Origin of the sequence: Pseudoduganella sp. LjRoot289 (assembly GCF_964252925.1) — a bacterium.
GTDB lineage: Bacteria > Pseudomonadota > Gammaproteobacteria > Burkholderiales > Burkholderiaceae_D > Rugamonas.
On the sequence record NZ_CAXUPN020000001.1, the window covers coordinates 661,092 to 675,523 of the forward strand.

The following is a 14,432-nucleotide window of genomic DNA, read 5'->3' on the forward strand; positions in this document are numbered from 1 at the left end:
GAGACAGCCATGTTCAGCATCGCGCAACTGCTCACCCCCATCAGCACCGCGCAGGTTTGCGGGGAAGACATATCGTTCAGCAGCGAGGTGGACGAAATCGTCAAGGCAAGATTGGCCGACGATCCCACGCTGGCGCAGGGCGAATGGGTGGTGGCGCTGAAAGAGGCGGACTGGCCTTTGGTCGCCACCCGCTGCGCGGCGTTGATCGAATCGCGCAGCAAGGATTTGCGGCTGGCCGTGTGGCTGGCCGAGGCGCATGCCAAGACACGCAGTTTCCGGGGCCTGGGCGATGGTTTTGCGTTGCTGGCTGGCCTGTGTTCCAAATACTGGGACGGCCTGCACCCGGCCATCGAGGACGGCGACATCGAGCAGCGCGTGGGCAATCTGTACTGGCTGCTGTCGCGCACTCCGCAACTGGTCAAGGAAATCCCGGTGACCGAGGACGGTGCGGTTTCCATGGCCAGCTTCGAAGCGGCGCGCCAGCGCATGAACGCGGCCAGCGCGGCCGCACTGAACACGCGGGGCTGGGACATGCAGCCCGTCGCCGCCAGCGGACCGGGGCTGGCTGAACTGGATGCGGAGCGGCGCCGCAATTCGGCGCAGTTCAACGACAGCCTGCTGGCCGATGCGCGTTACTGCGCCGCGTCGCTGCTTGAACTGGAACGCGCAGTCGATGCGCAGCTTGGCGCCGACGGCCCGAGTTTCGGCGCGGCGCGGGAAGCGCTGCTGAACGCCATCGATTTCATCGAGCCGCTGGCCTCGCCGCCTGGACCGGAGGAAAGCGCCGCCTTCGGCGACGACGGTCCGCTTGCCGAGGGGGGAACCGGTGCGGGTGCGCGCCGCGCCGCCGCAGGGCCGCCGCAGAACCGCACGCAGGCGCTGGCGCAACTGCGGCTGGTGGCGGAATTCTTCCGCCGCACCGAGCCCCATAGCCCGGTCGCCTACCTGGCTGAGAAGGCTGCCGGCTGGGGCGAGCTGCCCTTGCACTTGTGGCTGCGCGCGGTCCTGAAGGAACCTGGCGTCATCGCGCAGATGGACGAGCTGCTGGGGACCGCGCCGGCCTCGGAGTAGGTCAGTTGGCCTGGTCGGGGACTGGGGCTGGCGTCCAGCCGGCTTTGAAGGCTACAATCGCGCCATGTCCAATCCGTCCAAACGCGCCGTGTGCGCCGCCTGCCTGCGCCCGCAAGCGACCTGCATCTGCCGCTGGGTGGCCCCGGTGGCCAGTGCGGCCGAGGTGCTGATACTGCAGCATCCGATGGAAGTGGCGAATGCCAAGAACAGCGCGCGGCTGTTGCATCTGTGCTTGCCCGACAGCCGGCTGGCCGTTGGCGAGTCCTTCGACGCCGGGCAGCTGGACACTTTGCTGGCCGGCCCCCGCCGCTCGCTGCTGCTGTACCCGGACACGCCGGGCGACGCCTCGCTCGGCATCGCTCCCGCGCCGCCTTTCGATCCGGCGTGGGCGCGGCAGCCCGGCACGCTGCGGCTGGTGGTGCTGGACGCCACGTGGCGCAAGAGCCGCAAGATGCTGTACCTGAACCCGGCCTTGCAGCGCCTGCCCCGCTTGCCGCTGCGCGATATGCCCGCATCCCACTACCTGATCCGCAAAGCCCACGCGCCGGACCAGCTGTCCACGCTGGAAGCGACCACTTACGCGCTGGCCCAGCTGGAAAACGACGGGAACAAATTTGCGCCGCTGATCGCCGCTTTCGATGGCTTCGTCGCGCAGCAGCAGGGTTACGTCCAGGCGGGACCAGCGCAAGCGGCGCGCTAAGTGCGTGGCCGGCCGGACGGTGTGCTGGCAGGCGGGCAGGCGTCTGGCCGGGCAGCCGGGCAGCAATGAGCTGATCAGCTGATCAGCTTGAGCCCCGGCGGCAGCGACTCGCCCAGCATGCGCTTCTCCATCGCCTGATCGAGCTCCACGACCTCGCTCACCATGGCGCTCCACGCGGCCGGGGCACGCGAGGATTCCAGGCGCTGCAGGATGTGCGCGCGCAGTTCAGGGGTGATGTCGCGCGTGCGGTCGCCCGTCATGCGCGCCAGGTGGGCGGCCGCGAAGCCGGCCGGTTCGACCTTCTTCCAGTCCAGCGTCAGCAGGGACGCCAGCCATTGCTCGACTTGCTCCACCGGCGCCACGTCGTGCGCGCTGCCGTGGAAGGGATGGCGCGCGCCGACCCTGCCCAGCGCCCACAGGAAGCGTCCCAGCGCCGCCTCGGCCTTGTCCGGCCTGGCGGCGCCGGCCGCCGCGTGCTTCTCGACCTGCGTCAGCAGCCATGCGCCGATCTCGCCCTTGTACGCCGACGGGATGCGCTCGAGCGAGGCGCCCAGGCGCAGCATGTCTTCCTCGCTGCCGTTCGCCAGCGTGACGGGACGGCGTCCGCGCTCCTGTTCGTCGGCCTGCAGGTTGAAGGCGAAATCGTCCAGCAGGCGCAATTGCCGTGCGGCGTCCAGGCCGCCGGAGACGCGGCGCCACAAGGTCCACCATTCGGAGCAAGCCTGGCTGTCCTTGTGGTGCTGCAGGCCGGTGTCGAACATGGCCCACAGCTGCTCGATGCGCCAGTCGTCGAGCGGATGGCCGAAGCCGGGCCGCAGGCAATAGCCGGCCAGGTTGAGCCAGGCGCGTTCATGTTCGGCGGAGCGGCGGCGGCCCTTGGCACGCTGCAGCAGCGCGTCGAACAACTGGCGCAGCAGCGGCGTGGCCCAGGTTTCGCGCGCGCCCAGCAGATGGTCAAGCTGGCGGCCGAGCTGGCGCACTTCCTTGCTCTCCACCTGTTGCGCGCGGCCGCCGAAGATGCGGTCTATCCTGTCCAGCGCATCCTTGTAGCGCGGCGGCAGCGCGATTTCATCCGCGCCGTGCCCGGAGGCTGGCGCGCCCTCGTCGCGCAACTGGAATTCAAGCAGCCAGCGCTGCGGCTTGCCGCCTTCGTTGGCCACGCAATGCACTTCCAGTGTGCCGACTTCGCTCAGCGACGCGGCCAGCTGCACCGGGATTTCCCTGCGCGCCGCAGCGTCGCCGCTGTCGCGCAGCACGGTCGCGATAGGGGGCAGGCGCACGAAGGACGAGGGATCGAGATCGACCAGTTCGCCGGCGCGCGGAGCCGGACCCGCATCGGCGGTCGAGGAGACGATGTGGAAGCGCACCGGCCGGCCCAGGCGCAGCGCGAAGGTGCGTTCGGCCAGACGGATTTCGGTGGCAGTTTCAGCGCCGCGCGGCAGGATGCACACGGCGCGGCGTGCGGTGCGCGGTGCCGCGCCGCCCATGCCGGCGTGGTTGCCGGCCTCCGTCGCCGCAGCACTGGCTGCGGCGCTGCCGCCTGCATCGGCTTCGCTGTCGAGCAGCAGGAAGTAGGAGCGCGGCGAGCCGCCGCCTATGGTGGGCGCGCGGCCCTGCTTGCCGATCGAATAGGCCACGCCGCCGCGCGCCACCGCCACGTCCGGATTGTCGTTGTGCAGCATCTGCACAGGCTGGCCGCGCCAGGCCGACAGCGTCGCCTCCAGCCGTGCCGCCAGCGCGTCGGCGCGGAACACGCCGCCGTTCAGCAGCAGCGTGTCCGGAATCGGCAACCCGGCATCGTCGTCATCCATGCCCAGCGCCGCGCGCGCGGCGGCGGCGTGCTGGTGCAGAAAGCTGGAAAGATGGCGCGTGATGGCGGCGTCGGCCGCGTAGGGCAGGCCGAATTCAACGATGCCGCCGCGCGTGCGTTTCGCTTCCTCGCCGGCGTCGCCCATGGGGAAGAAGCCGTCGACCACCATGCGCTCGACTTCCTCGCGCGTCAGGTCGACCGAGCGCGTGCCGCCGATGAGTCTGGAGCCGCTGCCCAGCATGGTGACGGACACGCGTTCGGGGGCGTCCGCCGCCAGCAGTTGCTCCTTGGCGGCGCGGCAGCGTTCCGTCAGCTGCGCCATGCGCGCCGCCGACAAGCGCGCCGCTTGCGGGTCGCCACCGGCCAGCCGGGTTTCCACCACGCGCGCCAGCGCCAGGTCCATATTGTCACCGCCCAGTATCAGGTGGTTGCCCACGCCGATGCGCGTCAGCACGGGTTCCCCGTCCCGCATCTCCACCTTGATCAGGCTGAAGTCCGTGGTGCCGCCGCCGACGTCGCACACCAGCACCAGCCGCGTTTGCGACAGGTCCTGCGCCAGCGTCGCGCGGTGGCGGTAGATCCAGTCGTAGAACGCGGCCTGCGGCTCTTCCAGCAGCCGCAGCCTGGGCAAGCCCGCCATGCGCGCCGCCTCCAGCGTCAGCGCGCGCGCGCCTTCGTCGAAGGAGGCCGGGATGGTCAGCACGATCTGCTGCTGTTCCAGCGCATGCTTGGGAAAACGCTGGTTCCAGGCGGCCCGCACATGCGCCAGGTAGCCGGCGCTGGCGGCCACCGGCGACACCTTGGCCACGTCGGCCTCGGCTCCCCACGGCAGGATGGGCGCCATGCGGTCCACGTTCGGATGCGACAGCCAGCTCTTGGCGCTGGCCACCAGCCGGCCCGGCACTTGCGCGCCCAGCTTGCGTGCCAACCGGCCGCCGGCCACTTCCGCTATCCCCGCGACATCGGGCAGCCGCCACGGCAACTGCAGTTCGCCCGCCGCCAGTTCGCCCTCGGCCGGGTGGTAGCGCAGCGACGGCAGCAGCACCGCCGTGCCCACTTCACCCGGCGCCACCAGCTGGTCGATATCGAACAGCTCGATCGCCTCCGGCGTCTGCTTCGAACCCGGCGCGGCGTACGCCAGCACCGTATTGGTGGTGCCCAGGTCGATGCTGACGAGGTATTGCTTCATTACGCGATGGCGTCCGAACCTGCGGCCGGGCGCACGTCAAACTCCACCTTCCAGCGCTGCTGATTGTCGTTGGAGACGGCCAGCAGCTCCAGCGTGCCCGACTCGGTGGCTTGCGCGTGCAACCTGACCTGCACCACGTCGCCCGGCTGGCGGCCTTCCGGCGACAGCGTCATCTGGATCGCGTTCAGTTCCTGCAGTTCCTCCGGGCCCCAGAAGTCCAGCATGTCGCCGATCTGGTCCTGGCGGCGGGTGGACGAGCCGAAGAAGCGGAAGTCGACCGGCTCGCCGACCACCAGGCCGAACTCCTGGCCCGGCAGTTCCATCTCGCTGCCTTCCTCCATGCCGAACGGCGCCACGCACAGTGCCTGGATCGGCGGTTCCATGCCGGGGATGGCGGGCATGGAGGACTCCACCGCCACGTAGTACGAGCGTGCCGTGCCGCCGCGTATGCGCACGCCGCTGCCGCGGCGCACGTAGCTGTAGTAGGCCGCGCCGCGCGCGACCGCCAGGTCCAGGTCCGCGCCGCCCAGCATGCGCGCCGCTTGCGCGCCCTCCAGGTACAGCCAGTCGTTGATGTTTTCCATCACGCGCGCGGCCAGCAGGTCCGACTTGAACACGCCGCCGTTGAACAGCACGGCGGTCGGATGCAGGAACGTCGCATCCGCGCTTTGCGCGCCGGCGTAACCTTGCAGCTCGCTGGTGGCGCCCAGCTGGCGCGCCAGGAAGGAGGCCAGGTGGCGCGTCACGCCGGCGTCCTGCGCGTAGGGCAGGCCAAGCTGGGTCAGGCCGGCGCGGGTGCGCACGGCGGGGCGGGCGGACGCGTCCACTTTCGGGAAGAAGCCGTCCAGGATGAAGGTGCTCACTTCGGTACGCGTCAGTTCGGTGCGGATCGAGCCGCCGATCAGCTTGGAGCCGCGGCTGGGCACGACGACCGGCCAGCTTTCCACGCTGGCGTCGGCCAGCAGGGCCTCCTTGCCTGCGCGGCAGCCGTAGGTCAGCGCGCGCAGCTGCCAGGCGTCCAGCTGGGTGCCGTTGGCGGCCAGCTTGCGCGCCAGCAGGTGGGCCAGCGCCAGGTCCATATTGTCGCCGCCCAGCAGGATGTGGTCGCCCACGGCCACGCGGTGCGGTTCCAGCACGCCGTCGCGCTCGAGCACGGCGATCAGCGAGAAGTCGCTGGTGCCGCCGCCCACGTCCACCACCAGGATGATGTCGCCGGGCCGGACTTCCTTGCGCCAGCGGCCTTCGCTGCCCTGGATCCAGCTGTACAGCGCCGCCTGCGGTTCCTCCAGCAGTGTCAGGCCCTCGTAGCCGGCGGCCCTGGCCGCGTCGGCGGTCAGTTCGCGCGCGGCCGGGTCGAACGAGGCCGGGATGGTGACGGTGACGGCTTGCTGCGTGAACGGCGCTTCGGGATGCGCGGCGTCCCAGGCCTGGCGCAGATGCGACAGGTAGCGGGTGGACGCTTCCAGCGGCGAGACGCGCGTCACTTCCTCCGGCGCGTCGTTCGGCAGGATGGCGGCGCGGCGGTCCACGCCGGGGTGGCACAGCCAGCTTTTGGCGCTGGAGACCAGGCGGATCGGCGTGGTGGCGCCGCGGCTGCGCGCCATCTCGCCGGCCACCGGGCCGGCGCCCTCGCCGTCGGCCTGCCATGGCAGGGCCAGCTCGCCCTGCGCCATTTCGTCCGGATGCGGCAGGTAGAGGAAGGACGGCAGCAGCGGCAGTTCTTCCACCGTGCCCGGCGCCGTCAGCTGCGGCACGCCCAGCACGGCTTGTGCGGTTTTCTCGCCGTCGCTCGCTTCCAGGTCGACATAGGACAGGGCGCTGTGGGTGGTGCCAAGGTCGATGCCGATGGCGTAGCGTGGAGTGTTCAGGTCGGCGCTCACAGTTCCACCTCCGCAGGGGCCAATACCTTCGCGTCATGCGCTTCGGCCAGTTTCGGCAGGCGCACGCTGGTCGCGCGCCAGCCGCGATGGCTCAAGCTGCCCTTGAACGGGGCCTTGCCGACCACGTTGCCGGTCAGGCGCACGGCGGCGGCGTCGAAGCCCTCGTCCAAGGTCACGCGGCTGCCTTCGGCTTCCGCGCGCACCGGTTCGATGGTGAAGTGCTCGCGCAGCACTTTCGCGCAGCCTTCGTGCACCACGCGCGCGGCGGCGCCGATGTCGGCGTCGGCGTAGGCGCTCAGGTTTTCCTGGGTGAAGTCGATCAGGCGCGCTTCGCGCTGCAGCAGGCCAAGCAGTTGCAATGCGGCGTCCGGCGTGGCTTCGCGCAGGATGACGGGGGCGGCAGCCGGCGCCGGCGTTGGCGCTGCGGTGGGAGCTACGGTAGGCGCTGCGGTAGGTGCAGGCGTCGGCGCGGCGGTCGGCGCCGTCATCGGCTGGTCGATGCGCTGCAGGCGCGCGGCGAACTGCGGGTCAGACAGGGTGCGGAAGAAGGTGCTGAACGCGAGCGCGATGCGGCTTCCGAGCGAGGGCAGTTTGTTATTTGTCATGATATGGTCGATTAGCTTCGATTCGGTCGATTCTGGTCAAAAAAAACAGTCCGCCGCAGCAAGGAGCGCGGTCGTGGACTGGCGGTGTTGGTGGCATCGGATGGCGTGTGCGGCGCAGCGGCGCCGGGCGCACGGCACCTGGGACAGTGCGCATGATACCAGTTAGCGGCCCTGCAACGAAACACCCGCCCCGCTGGAGAGCGGGGCGGGACTGCGGGTGGGGAAGGGAAAGCCGGGGGCGGACGCCCGGCAGGGGTCAGAAGCGGACGAACTCCGCTTCGTCCATGTCTTCGCGCGCGGAGCCGGAGGCGGAGAACACTTCCTTGCTGCGCACCGACTTGGCGGCGCCCGGCTTGCGCGCCGCCTGCCCCGGCCTGCGCAGCGGCCCGGTGTCGACCTTGAAGAAGCCCATGGTGTGCTGCAGCTGCTCGGCCTGGGTGCTCATCTCCTCGGCGGTGGCGGCCAGCTCCTCCGAGCTGCTGGCATTCTGCTGGGTGGTCTGGCTGAGCTGGTTCACCGCCGAGTTGATCTGCGCCACGCCGGACGACTGCTCCTCGGAGGCGGCCGTGATTTCCTGCACCAGGTCGGAGGTCTTCTTGATGTTGGGCACCATCTGGTCCAGCAGCACGCCGGCCCGCTCGGCCAGCTCCACGCTGCTGGTGGCCACTTCGCCGATTTCCTGGGCCGCCACCTGGCTGCGTTCGGCCAGCTTGCGTACCTCGGCCGCCACCACCGCGAAACCTTTGCCGTGCTCGCCGGCCCGGGCCGCCTCGATCGCCGCGTTCAGCGCCAGCAAGTTGGTCTGGTAGGCGATGTCGTCGATGATGCCGATCTTGCGTGCGATCTGCTTCATGGCCGTGACCGTGGCGTTGACCGCCTGGCCGCCCTCGGTGGCCTCCTGCGAGGCCTTGGCCGCCATGCCGTCGGTGGCCTTGGCGTTGTCGGTGTTTTGCGCGATGGAGGACGTCATCTCCTCGATCGAGGCGCTGGTCTCCTCCACGCTGGCGGCCTGCTCGCTGGACGCCTGCGACAGCGCCTGCGCCGTGGCGCTCACTTCCTCGGACGCGCTGGCCAGCGCCTGGGCACCGGTGTTGACCTCCGTCACCACCTGCAGCAGCTTGGCCATGGTGTTGTTGGCATATTCCTTGAGTTCGGCGAAACTGCCCTCGTATTGCTTGTCGATGGACTTGCTCAGGTCGCCCTCGGCCAGTGCGCCCATCACGCGCACCACGTCGGCGATGCTGGCGCCCGTGGTGGTCATCAGCCGGTTCAGGCCCTCGCCCAGCGCCTTCTGGAAACCCTGCAGCCCGGCCAGTTCGACGCGCGCCTCGAAGTCGCCCCGGTTGGCCGCCGCCACCACGCGCTGCTGGCCGTCGATCACCTGGCCCAGCTTTTCCACCGTGTTGTTGGCATAGCGCTTGAGCTCGTCGAACGCGCCCTCGTAGGGCTTGGTGATGGTCTTGTCCAGGTCGCCTTCGGACAGCGCCCCCATCACGCGCACCACGTCGGCGATGCTGGCGCCGGTGGTCGACATCAGCTGGTTCAGCCCTTCGGCCAGTTCCTGCTGGAAGCCCTGCAGGCCGGTGAGGTCGATGCGGGTGTCGAAATTGCCCCGGTTGGCGGCGTCCACGGCGCGCTTCTGGCCGGAGATCACCTGGTTCAGCTTGGCGACCAGGTTGCGCATGGCGCGCAGCAGCTGGCCGGTTTCGTCCTTGGACGTGGCGTCGATTTCAATCGACAGGTCGCCCGCCTCCAGCCGCTCCGCCACTGTTACGGCCTGCTCGATCGGCCGCACGATGCTGAGTGTGATCCCGGTGGCGATCGCCACCGCCAGCACGGCGGCGGAGCCGGCCAGTATGATCACCAGGATGCGGGTGGATTCATAGGTGGCAGCGGCGGAGTCGGCGGCCTTGTCCATCAGCTCGCCCTGAAATTTCGACAGCGCCTCCAGCGCGCCCCAGAACACGTCGTTGGACGCGGTGAAGTCGTGCTTGAGGAATTCCACCGCCGCCTTGCGGTCCGTCTTCACCAGCGCATAGAAGGGATCGTACTTGCTCACCACCGCTACGCGCTTGTCGATCGCATCCTTGTACAGCTGCTTGCCTTTCTCGCTGCTCAGCAGCTTTTGCACCTTGTTCAGGCCGTCTGTCATCTCGTTGCGGTTGGTATCGATTATTTGCCGGTACTTTTCCGCTTCCGCATCGCTGGTCGAGAGCAGGATATTGCGCATCTGGCGCGCGTTGTCCAGGCCGTTCTTTATTACTTCGTTGAGCAGGGAGACCTTGGCGTAATGTTCTTCATAGATGACGCGGGTGCCCTCGTTGATGGTGCCCAGGCGCTGCACACTGATCACGGACAAAATCAGCAGCAGCACGACGACACTGCCAAAGCCAAGCCCGAGGCGGGTGGCGATTTTAAGGTTTTTCAGCATGGCGGTCCCCTGTCGGATGAGCGAATGAGCCGGGTGATAATGCGCTGACGATTCAGTGAAATCTCACCAATTATAGCTGTTGCCTAAAAGCGCGATGAAGAATAAGATACTGTATGTGCATACAGTATTGGGGCGGCCGTGGAAGACGATCTGATGGAAGGGCAAGCCATGCTGCCGGCGGCGCCGCTGCGCGCGCAGAAAGGACGCGGCGCGGTCAGCAATCTGCAGGGCCGCTACGAGGTGCATGCGCGCGAGCAGTTCGACGACGGCTGGGAACCCGGGGAGGAGGACGGCGATGGCACGGCGCGCGTTTTCAAGACCCATGTCACGGACGAGATCGCCAAGTCCATCCTGAGCCGCAACAGTTCGCCGGACGTGCCCTTCGACGTGTCGCTCAATCCTTACCGGGGCTGCGAGCACGGCTGCATCTATTGCTTCGCGCGGCCCACGCACAGCTACCTGGGGCTGTCGCCCGGCATGGATTTCGAGAGCAAGATCTTCGCCAAGGTGAACGCGCCCGAGCTGCTGCGGCAGGAGCTGGCGCGGCCGTCCTACGTGCCGGAGCCGATCGCGCTGGGCGTCAACACGGACGCCTACCAGCCCTGCGAGCGCAGCCTGCGTATCACCAGGCGGGTGCTGGAGGTGCTGCACGAGTGCGGGCATCCGGTGGGGCTGATCACCAAGTCGTCCCTGATCGAGCGCGACATCGACCTGCTGGCGGCGATGGCCGCCAAGGGGCAGGCCTCGGCCGCCATCACCATCACCACGCTGGACCCGGAGATCGCGCGCACGCTGGAGCCGCGCGCCGCGTCGCCGGCGCGGCGCCTGCGCACCATCCGCACGCTGGCGGAGGCCGGCATACCGGTCGGCGTCAGCATCGCGCCGGTGATCCCCTTCGTCACCGAGCCGGACCTGGAGAAGGTGATGGAGGCCGCCTTCCTGGCCGGCGCGCAGCACGCCAACTACATCGTGCTGCGGCTGCCGTGGGAAGTGAACCCGCTGTTCCAGCAATGGCTGGAAGCGCATTTCCCGGACCGCGCCCAGCGCGTGATGAACCGCGTGCGCGACATGCGCGGCGGCAAGGACTACGACAGCGATTTCGCCACGCGCATGAAAGGCGAGGGCGTGTGGGCCGACCTGATCAGGCAGCGCGCCGAGAAGGCCATCCGGCGCTTCGGCATGGAAAAGCGCGGCAGCCGCTTCCGCCAGCTCGACGCCAGCCAGTTCCGGCGCCCGCTGCTCGTTCCCGCCTCGGGCGCCAAGGCCAGGGCCGCGGCGGCCGCGGGCCAGATGGATTTGTTCTGAGGCGCGTGTCGATGCGGCCCTACGGCGCTTTGCGCGAGCAGTTGCGCCCGGCGCGCTTTGCCACATAGAGCGCGGCGTCGGCACGCGCGATGAGGTCGTTCATCGATTCGCCTATCCGGTGCTCGGCGACGCCGGCGCTGATCGACAGCTGGAGACCGCTCAGCCCGTCCAGGCGCAGTGCCTGAACGGTGTCGCAGAAGCGCTCGGCAAAGGCCAGGCAGTCGTCGTCGCTGGCCCCCGACTGGAAAATGGCGAACTCGTCGCCGCCATAGCGCACCGCGACATCGGTCTTGCGCGAACGCTTGCTCAGCAACTGGCCCACGACGCGCAACACCGCGTCGCCGCTGAGATGGCCGTGCGCGTCGTTGATCTGCTTGAAGTGGTCTATATCGAAAATCAGCAGCGCCAGCCGTGCCGACGCATTGCGCTCATGCAGCTCGATCATGCGGGCCGCGGCGTCTTCCATGTAATAGCGGGTAAACAAGCCGGTCAGTGGATCGCGTGCCGCCATATGGTAATAGCGGCGCCGGTCTTCCTCCATGGCGGCATAGCCGGCCTGCGCCAGCTTCAGGTCGTCGTAGGCTATCCGCAGTTCCCTGTTTGCCGCAAGCAGATGCTGTTCGTGGCGGCGCTCGAGCGTGACGTCCTGGTAGATCGTGACAAAACCGAAGGCTTCGCCATCTTCGCCGTAAATCACGCGCCCGGTGATGTCGAGGACGGTGCCGTCGGGGCGGGTGCGGGTGAAATGGTGGGGCTGGAACAGCCTGGCCAGGCGTATGCGCTCCTGCACTTGCGCATCGGGGTCGCCGGGGCCGAACTCGCCGCGCCGCGCATTGTAGTGGAACAGCTCGGGCAGCGTCACGCCGGCATGCATGACTTCCTCGGAAAAATTCAACAGCCGGCAGAACGCGCCGTTCCAGTAGCGCATCGACAAGGCGCTGTCGATGATCGTCACGCCCACGGGCATGCACTGCATGGCTTCGACCAGCTCGCGGATGCGAAGCCGGGGGATGTCGTCCGTGGCGGGAGGCAGTGTCATGAGTGGCCTTAGCTGGCCGAACACGGCCGGTAATGCCCAGAATAGCATCTCGTCCGGACTGAATATACGCACATTCTCACGCCGCCTGCCGAATCCGGACGGCTGCCGCTGTGACAATGCGCGCATTTTCAGCGTTGCCGCGCTGATAGACTCCTTGCAGGGCCCGGAGAGCGGTCGACGGTGGGTAATCGTATTTGCGCGGGGGGCGCCACATGACGGATGCACGTTTGGAACGGCCCGCCGTCGCCTTGGTCATTGATAGTGATGCGGCGACCCGGCGCCTGCTGCGCGACCATCTGGAAAAGATCGGTTTGCAAGTGTACGAGGCGGCCGACACGGCGGCCGGCTTTGCCGTCATGAGCGAGCATCCCGCCGATATCGTTTTGCTCGAAGTCGCCACGCCCGCTCTCCCAGCCTTCGAGGCTTGCCGCCGGATGCGCCTGCTGCCCAATATGGAATTCTGTTCCGTCGTGCTGCTGACCCCCAACGGGGATGGCGGCGCGGTCGCGCAGGCCTACGAGGCGGGCGCCACCGATTTCGTCAGCAAGCCCGTCGACGGCACGCTGCTGCAGCACCGGGTACGGTTCATCCTGAAGACGGCGGCATCGCTGCGCGCCGTGCTGACGCAACGCATGCACCGCCTCGCCAATTACGATGCGCTGACCGGCCTGCCGAACCGCAGTTTGCTGGAAGACCGCACGCTGCAGGCCATCGCGCTGGCGCGGCGCACGGGCGAGCGGGTGGCTGTGCTGAGCCTGGACCTGGATGGCTTCAAGTTCATCAACGACAGCTGCGGCCACGCGGTGGGCAACCGGCTGCTCCAGGCCGTTGCCGCGCGCATCAGGGCCGCTGTACGCGCGTCCGACACCGTTGCCAGGCCGGGCGGCGATGAATTCATCCTGATCTGCCCCGGCTTGCCCGGCAGCCGCGACCTCGAGCGCGTCGCGCAGGAAACCTTGGAGCTGTTTGCCGAACCCTTCGTGGTGGACGCGCGCGCGCTCCATGTCACTGCCAGCATCGGCGTTTGCCTCTATCCCGACGACGGCGAAGAGATGGACATGCTGTTCAAGAACGTCGACGTGGCCATGTACGAGGCCAAGGAAGGCGGGCGCAATTGCTACCGGGTGTATGTGCGGGAAATGGGGCGCCGCATCGAACAATATGTGGAGATGGAATACGCCTTGCGGTTGGCGCTCGAACGGCAGCAATTCGAGGTCTACTACCAGCCCAAGGTGAATTTGCACAGCGGGAAATTCCACGGCGCGGAAGCGCTGATACGCTGGCACCATCCGCGGAACGGCCTGGTCCTGCCCGGCAGCTTCATCGCCCTGGCGGAGAAGACGGGCCTGATCGCCCCGATCGGGGAATGGGTGCTGCGCACGGCCTGCGCCCAGGCCCGGCAGTGGCGCGAGATGGGCTTGCGCGACATGCCGGTCGCGGTCAACCTCTCCGCTGTCCAGTTCGCCCAGCAAAACATGGCGGACCTGGTGGCGCGCGTGCTGGCCGACACCGGCTTGCCGGCCAGCCACCTCGAGCTGGAACTGACCGAGAGCATGCTGATGAACGACAGCGACAGCATGCTTGCGGCGCTGCGCGCGATCAAAGCGCTCGGCGTGACGATCTCGCTGGACGACTTCGGCACCGGCTATTCCAGCCTGACCTACCTGAAGCGCTTTCCGATCGACGTCATCAAGATCGACCGCGGCTTCGTCCGCAACATCACGAGCGACCCCAACGACGCGTCGCTGACCAGGACCATCGTGCTGATGGCCAAGTCCTTGAAGATGAAAACCATAGCCGAGGGCGTGGAGACGCCGGGACAGCTGGGTTTTCTCAGTGCGATCGGTTGCGACGCGGTGCAAGGTTATTACTTCAGCAAACCGGTCGGCGCGGCCGAGCTCACGGCCATCCTGCGGCAGCAGTCGGACCGGCCCGTCCTGCTGCGCGGGCCCGCGCCCGGGCGCACCATGCTGCTGCTGGACGACGAGCCCAATGTACTGGCCGCGCTGCAGCGCATCTTCCGCAAGGATGAATACCGCATCCTGCAGACCACCTCGGCGCTGGAGGCGCTGGAATTGCTGGCCATGCATCCGGTCCAGGTGGTCATCAGCGACCAGCGCATGCCCTCCATGTCCGGCACCACCTTCCTGTCCAAGGTGAAGGAACTGCACCCGGACACGATACGCATCGTGTTGTCCGGCTATATGGAGCTCGATTCGGTGATCGACGCGATCAATCGTGGCGCCGTGTACCGCTTCTACACCAAGCCGTGGGACGACCAGCAACTGCGCGAACAGGTCCGCGAGGCGTTCGAACACCATGGCCGGCTGCATGGCCGGCCCGGTGAGCAGCTGCCGCCGGGGGCGGCAGGGCCGGTCAAGCTGGCGGAGACCAGCTGAAAC

The 14,432-nt window shown here is 68.0% G+C and carries 10 protein-coding genes; 5 read left to right on the top strand and 5 right to left on the bottom strand.

Annotation, left to right across the window (positions count from 1 at the left end; genetic code table 11):
- The first annotated feature begins 9 nt into the window (after window positions 1–9).
- Window positions 10–1,071, top strand: a complete 1,062-nt coding sequence (gene tssA, locus ACSQ8Y_RS02910; RefSeq protein WP_436264965.1) for a type VI secretion system protein TssA — start codon at window positions 10–12, stop codon at window positions 1,069–1,071.
- Between the two features lie 64 nt (window positions 1,072–1,135).
- Window positions 1,136–1,771: a tRNA-uridine aminocarboxypropyltransferase gene (locus ACSQ8Y_RS02915; RefSeq protein WP_436264966.1), complete on the top strand. Its 636-nt coding sequence runs from the start codon at window positions 1,136–1,138 to the stop codon at window positions 1,769–1,771.
- A 74-nt stretch (window positions 1,772–1,845) separates the two neighbouring features.
- Here the strand turns inward: ACSQ8Y_RS02915 and ACSQ8Y_RS02920 are convergent, their stop codons facing one another.
- Genes ACSQ8Y_RS02920 through ACSQ8Y_RS02930 form a run of 3 tightly spaced genes read right to left on the bottom strand, consistent with a single transcriptional unit; the run spans window position 1,846 to window position 7,138 of the window.
- The gene (locus ACSQ8Y_RS02920; RefSeq protein WP_436264967.1) at window positions 1,846–4,770 is read right to left on the bottom strand and encodes an Hsp70 family protein; all 2,925 of its coding nucleotides are present in this window, start codon (window positions 4,768–4,770) and stop codon (window positions 1,846–1,848) included.
- Window positions 4,770–6,638 (bottom strand): Hsp70 family protein, encoded by a 1,869-nt coding sequence (locus tag ACSQ8Y_RS02925; RefSeq protein ID WP_436269735.1) that lies wholly within the window; start codon window positions 6,636–6,638, stop codon window positions 4,770–4,772. The genes ACSQ8Y_RS02920 and ACSQ8Y_RS02925 overlap by 1 nt, the downstream gene beginning before the upstream one ends.
- Window positions 6,639–6,646: 8 nt before the next feature.
- A complete protein-coding gene (locus ACSQ8Y_RS02930; protein WP_436264968.1) occupies window positions 6,647–7,138 on the bottom strand; it encodes a DUF2760 domain-containing protein in 492 nt (163 codons plus the stop codon).
- Here ACSQ8Y_RS02930 and ACSQ8Y_RS02935 point away from each other — a divergent pair.
- Entirely contained in the window at window positions 7,038–7,421 is a 384-nt protein-coding gene (locus ACSQ8Y_RS02935) for a glycine zipper domain-containing protein (RefSeq protein WP_436264969.1), read from the top strand. The genes ACSQ8Y_RS02930 and ACSQ8Y_RS02935 overlap by 101 nt on opposite strands.
- A gap of 90 nt (window positions 7,422–7,511) precedes the next feature.
- On the opposite strand, the gene ACSQ8Y_RS02940 is transcribed toward ACSQ8Y_RS02935, so the two are convergent.
- Entirely contained in the window at window positions 7,512–9,686 is a 2,175-nt protein-coding gene (locus ACSQ8Y_RS02940) for a methyl-accepting chemotaxis protein (protein ID WP_436264970.1), read from the bottom strand.
- A 168-nt stretch (window positions 9,687–9,854) separates the two neighbouring features.
- On the opposite strand from ACSQ8Y_RS02940, the gene ACSQ8Y_RS02945 reads away from it, so the two are divergent.
- The gene (locus tag ACSQ8Y_RS02945) at window positions 9,855–10,991 is read left to right on the top strand and encodes a PA0069 family radical SAM protein (RefSeq protein ID WP_436269736.1); all 1,137 of its coding nucleotides are present in this window, start codon (window positions 9,855–9,857) and stop codon (window positions 10,989–10,991) included.
- Between the two features lie 19 nt (window positions 10,992–11,010).
- Here ACSQ8Y_RS02945 and ACSQ8Y_RS02950 read toward each other — a convergent pair whose 3' ends face one another.
- Window positions 11,011–12,030, bottom strand: a complete 1,020-nt coding sequence (locus ACSQ8Y_RS02950) for a diguanylate cyclase (protein ID WP_436264971.1) — start codon at window positions 12,028–12,030, stop codon at window positions 11,011–11,013.
- Window positions 12,031–12,242: 212 nt separating this feature from the next.
- Between ACSQ8Y_RS02950 and ACSQ8Y_RS02955 the strand changes: the two genes are divergently transcribed.
- Complete coding sequence (locus ACSQ8Y_RS02955; RefSeq protein ID WP_436264972.1) at window positions 12,243–14,429, top strand: EAL domain-containing protein; 2,187 nt, start codon at window positions 12,243–12,245, stop codon at window positions 14,427–14,429.
- The last annotated feature ends 3 nt before the right edge of the window (window positions 14,430–14,432 follow it).

Bases quoted from the DNA above. Each gene is read 5' to 3' on its own strand.
- tssA (WP_436264965.1), top strand. From the start codon at position 10: ATGTTCAGCATCGCGCAACTGCTCACCCCCATCAGCACCGCGCAGGTT.
- ACSQ8Y_RS02915 (WP_436264966.1), top strand. From the start codon at position 1,136: ATGTCCAATCCGTCCAAACGCGCCGTGTGCGCCGCCTGCCTGCGCCCG.
- ACSQ8Y_RS02920 (WP_436264967.1), bottom strand. From the start codon at position 4,770: ATGAAGCAATACCTCGTCAGCATCGACCTGGGCACCACCAATACGGTG.
- ACSQ8Y_RS02935 (WP_436264969.1), top strand. From the start codon at position 7,038: ATGACGGGGGCGGCAGCCGGCGCCGGCGTTGGCGCTGCGGTGGGAGCT.
- ACSQ8Y_RS02930 (WP_436264968.1), bottom strand. From the start codon at position 7,138: ATGACGGCGCCGACCGCCGCGCCGACGCCTGCACCTACCGCAGCGCCT.
- ACSQ8Y_RS02940 (WP_436264970.1), bottom strand. From the start codon at position 9,686: ATGCTGAAAAACCTTAAAATCGCCACCCGCCTCGGGCTTGGCTTTGGC.
- ACSQ8Y_RS02945 (WP_436269736.1), top strand. From the start codon at position 9,855: ATGCTGCCGGCGGCGCCGCTGCGCGCGCAGAAAGGACGCGGCGCGGTC.
- ACSQ8Y_RS02950 (WP_436264971.1), bottom strand. From the start codon at position 12,030: ATGACACTGCCTCCCGCCACGGACGACATCCCCCGGCTTCGCATCCGC.
- ACSQ8Y_RS02955 (WP_436264972.1), top strand. From the start codon at position 12,243: ATGACGGATGCACGTTTGGAACGGCCCGCCGTCGCCTTGGTCATTGAT.